General features: G+C 62.5%; 3 protein-coding genes. All 3 read right to left on the bottom strand.

Features of this window, described 5'->3' with window-relative positions:
• Positions 1-987, bottom strand: a 987-nt coding sequence (locus tag QCE79_RS39085) for an HK97 family phage prohead protease (RefSeq protein ID WP_309854544.1), incomplete at its 3' end; no start/stop codon positions are given.
• A 68-nt stretch (positions 988-1,055) separates the two neighbouring features.
• Positions 1,056-2,570 (bottom strand): terminase TerL endonuclease subunit, encoded by a 1,515-nt coding sequence (locus QCE79_RS39080; RefSeq protein ID WP_309854541.1) that lies wholly within the window; start codon positions 2,568-2,570, stop codon positions 1,056-1,058.
• Positions 2,567-3,007 carry a hypothetical protein gene (locus tag QCE79_RS39075; protein WP_309854538.1) on the bottom strand — a complete coding sequence of 147 codons (441 nt, stop codon included), beginning with the start codon at positions 3,005-3,007 and terminating at the stop codon, positions 2,567-2,569. The genes QCE79_RS39080 and QCE79_RS39075 overlap by 4 nt, the downstream gene beginning before the upstream one ends.
• Positions 3,008-3,201: the final 194 nt, after the last annotated feature.

The following is a 3,201-nucleotide window of genomic DNA, read 5'->3' as shown; positions in this document are numbered from 1 at the left end:
GGCCCACGCCGGATCGGTGGTGGTCCCCGCCTGCACCGCCGCCTTGAGCACCAACTCGACCTCAGGCGTCGAGTCCTTCCACTCCTTGGCGATCTCGACCGCCTGCATGACGTTACCCTTGGAGCGCATCAGCGCGATGGCGTAGCGTGTAAAAGCCGTGCCCTTGGCCACATTTGGCTTAAGCAAGATAGGGGCGTGCGAGGCGGGGCCGCCCGAGACCGGCACGGCCGACTTCGCTTCAAGGGCTTGCTGCTCCTTTAGCCGCACCTCGTGAGCGTCCAGCGACTTCAGTTCAAGCCCGAGCTGGTCGTATTCGGCCGACTCGTCGTCATTGAGCGTGCGCGCATTGTCGGCCGCTGCGTCGTCCATGAGCGCCTTGCGTCGGGCGAGGTGAGCGGTGCGCTGTTTGTTCAGCGCCTTGAGCTGTTCTGCGATGGTCATATCGGTTTCCTTGGGAAGAGATGCGCTCAAGCGCACGACGGGCATAGCCGCGCGCGCGCTGTCATGCGATTTGATGGATTGAATGGCGGCGTCGGCGCTCGCCGGGATGGTGACGGCACTGATTTCGAAGAGCTCGCACGCTTTGATGAGAAAGCCCCCGGTTGAGCGGTCGAACTCCGCGTCGATGGGGCGAAAGCCGATCGACAGTCCCGGCACGAGCCCCGCCTTGATTAAGCTGTAGGCCTCGTCGATGTAGGCCGCAGTCCCCGCGGGGGCGATGCTTGCCTCGACTTCGACCCCCGCTTTCGTCACAGTCAATTTCGTCACGGTGCCGATCGGCCGACGCGGGTCGTGCTGCCACAGCAGCGGAAACGGCGTCTTGAACTGGATGCCATCCGGCACGACAACATCGCCCACGCGATCAGGAGTGGGCGTGCTGGCGATACCGGTAAGGGTGCGGGAATCCTCGTCGAGGCGCTTGACCTGAAGTCGGGAGAACGCTTTATTCGACGGTGTGGGCGTGTTCTTCGCAACGAATTGCGTCAAAACCGGGGTTGATCGATAGTAATTGTGCATCGATGCGGTATAGCACGCATTTAATGCAATTACAATGCCTAGATAAAGAACATCTGCGGTTCTTTCTCCATTTCCTCCGCATTAAGTTGCGTTGCGCCCACGGCCATTGCCAGCGCTACCATCCCGTCAATGCGCCCCGTGGCCTTCTGCTTCGTGAATTTGCGGTTGCCCGCAGCATCTGCTTCTGTCACCGCGTTGACCGCGCACATCGTCAGCACCGGATGCTTCCCATGACGCAGCTTGCACGCAAGCAAGCGTGCTTCAAGTTCGCGAATGGCAGGCGACATCGATACCCAGCCCTGCCCAAAATCAACAAAGCGGCTTAACTGCTCCTCGGTAAAACCTGCGCGTGCCAGCCATGGCTTCAGATGACGCATGTTCGCACGGTCGAAGGCGAGCGCCCGTACGTCGCAACGGTCGAACACCGTGCGCAGGTGTTGGGCAATGAACTCATACTCGATCGCACGCCCCGGCGTCGTTTGCAAGTAACCATCTCGGGCCCATAAATCGTACGGCACGCGATCGGCGCGCGACTTCTCAGCAAGACCTGCCTCCGGCAGCCAGAAGGTTGGGTGAACATCACCCGCTTCGGACACCAGCACGAGCGCGGTCAGATCGTTCACGCAGGAGAGATCGAGGCCGCCGTAGACCGTCTCGCCTTCAATGTTGGCAGGCGGCTCGCCGTTCTCCATCCAAATGGCGTGCGCCACGAACGGATTGCGCGCGTCCACGCGCTGATTGAGGATCAAGTTGCGGTAGGTAGCCTCGCGGCTCGGCAAGCGCTTGGCCTCGCGCGCCATGCGGCGCACCTCTGCCTGATTCATGAACACGTCGAAGTGCGGGTTCGCCAGGCGAATGGCGCGATCGCTGAACGGGTCCATGTCCGTGGGGGTGGTGTACAGCTCGACCTTGTTGAGCGGATCGGCGCCTGTGAGCGCGTCGTCGATCAGCAGACTGAGCAGATCTGCATCGGTCGGCGCTTGCGTGCTAATCACGATCGACAGCGGGCTCTCTTGCCCACCGGTTGCGGTTTCAAGCGCCTCATATAGCCGCGAGCGCGGCCCCGTGACCTGGCCCAGCTCATCGTGGATGACGAGCGCGGGGCTCAGACCAAATTTGGTCGTCGCATCCGCCGAGAGCGCCTTGAAGAACGTGCCCAGCTCAGCGCATAGCATTTCCTTGGCGGTGTCGCGAATGGTCACATACTGCGAGAGCTCCGGCGACATGCGCACGACTTTCGCCGCCAGCTCGAACAGCACCGCCGCCTGATCGCGAGATTGAGCCGCACTGTAAAGCTGGCTGTTGACTCGCGCCTCGGGGCCGACGAGGTGCAGCAGCACGAGAAACGCGGAGAGCGCGGTCTTGGCGTTCTTGCGCGCCATCGACAGGATGAAGGTGCGCGTAGGCGTGTCGTAGATTCGCTTGAGCCAGCGCCGTTGTTCCTTGGTGAGCTTCACCGGCTGACCGACAAGACGGCCTTCGGGCACCCGGCAGTGCGCCTCGATCCATTCAATGTTGCGCTTGCTGCGCGCGAGCCGACCACGGGTGCTCACGTAGGCAGCTCCCACGGCTTGCCCGCCTTCTTCTGATTGGCAATCGCCCGCCCGGCGGTCGTCGGATGCTCCACGGCCTGCCGCGTGATGCGAAGACGCGTGGCGAGCGACGAGGCTGCGCGGCTCTCACGTTCGCTCATCGCCAGTAGCCGGTCATAGCGTTTCAGACCATCGTCACGCGCAAGCCATGCGCGCTCAAAGTTGAGCAGCTCATCGGCGAGCGTGCGGGCATTGACGACGTGCCGACAGTACATCTCCAGCAATGGAGCGTGAGTCGCGCTGAATGCGCCGGCCGGCTGGTCGTTGACGAGCTCCAGCCACGCTGCGCGCTCCGCGTCACTAAGGTGAACGGGCGGTGCGAGACGCTGCTCGAGCGCGATCGGCACCGTTGGCGCGATTGCCAGCGATGCCGCGGATTTCCTTCCCCGTTGAGCCATTTTTTACTTTTTTTGTCCACGTTTATGGTCGCGAAGGGGAACGGTCGGTGTCCGCCCCGCGCGCTGCCAGAAATCGACCTACCCCCCGCCATCCATTACGACCACTCGCCGTCCGCTGGCAACCCGTCCGCGCCGAACGCTTTACGCTCCCGATATCCGAACTGCTCGCGTGTCACTGCGTCGTGGCAGGCGGT

The sequence above is a fragment of the Caballeronia sp. LZ003 genome, from assembly GCF_031451465.1.
Taxonomy (GTDB): Bacteria; Pseudomonadota; Gammaproteobacteria; order Burkholderiales; family Burkholderiaceae; genus Caballeronia.
This window is presented reverse-complemented; position numbering and strand designations above follow the sequence as displayed.

Coding starts and splice junctions, on each gene's coding strand:
- QCE79_RS39075 (WP_309854538.1), bottom strand. CDS start 3,007: ATGGCTCAACGGGGAAGGAAATCCGCGGCATCGCTGGCAATCGCGCCA.